Raw genomic sequence first — 932 nt, forward strand, 5'->3', positions numbered from 1 at the left:
GCGACCGTCGGTATCGGGCAGGCCCACATCCAGAATGACCAGATCGTAGATCGCCTCTTTCGCCCGTTCCATCGCACGTTGGCCATCCGCGGCTTCGAACACGTCGAAATCTTCGGTCATCACCAATTGCTCGCTGAGCGCCTCGCGCAGATCCTCGTCATCATCCACCAACAGGATTTTCTTGAGCTGAGCCATTCTTGGGTCCTCCAAAGCCTTTCCCATCACTTGCGTGTGGAATATGCAATCAACAAGATTTACTGCAACCGTCTCACGCCTTCGTGTCAGACGCAGCGGAAATGTTTCACAATTCCAGCCGAAAGCGCTAGGAAAAGGGTCGAACGTTATAGGGTAACATAGATGAGTCTCATCCCCGATATCACCGAATTGCTGGCGCGCGCGCGGGCTGACCTGCGGATGGGCGTGCCAATCGTGCTGGTGGATGACAATGGCGGCAGCGTTCTGGCCATCTCGGCCGAGACGATCACACCCCAACGACTTGCCGATCTGCGCAGTTTGGGTGGGACACCTGTGGTGGCCATCACCGGGCGACGGGCGGAAACGCTAAAAGCACGCGCTTACGATGGCGATTTGGCGCGGGTATTGATCCCGGCAGATGCTGACATGGCATGGGTACAAGCCATAGCGGACCCATCGGACGATCTGAATGCGCCGATGAAAGGCCCGCTGATGACCGAAAGGCAGGGCAATGCCAATCTGCACCGCATTGCCATCGCGCTGGCCAAATCCGCCCGATTACTGCCTGCCGCCGTGGTGCTGCCGGTCGAAGACGGTCGTGATTTCGTGGCAACCCACGGTTTGACTTGCATAGATCACTCCCGGGCCGCGCCGCATCTGGCAGATCGCAGCGCCCTGCACCCGGTTGTCGCCGCGCGCTTGCCGATGGAAGTGTCCGAGGCCGGTCGGTTGCACGT

The 932-nt window shown here is 59.2% G+C and carries 1 protein-coding gene and 1 pseudogene; one reads left to right on the top strand and one right to left on the bottom strand.

Going from position 1 to position 932, the window contains the following annotated elements; translation table 11 throughout:
* On the bottom strand, positions 1-195 hold a 195-nt coding region (locus ACR0E6_RS21745; RefSeq protein ID WP_480587234.1), incomplete at its 3' end, for a response regulator transcription factor.
* A 162-nt stretch (positions 196-357) separates the two neighbouring features.
* Here ACR0E6_RS21745 and ACR0E6_RS21750 point away from each other — a divergent pair.
* A pseudogene (locus ACR0E6_RS21750) lies at positions 358-932 on the top strand (GTP cyclohydrolase II); the annotation flags it as partial.

The sequence above is a fragment of the Ruegeria sp. AP12 genome, assembly GCF_056540025.1.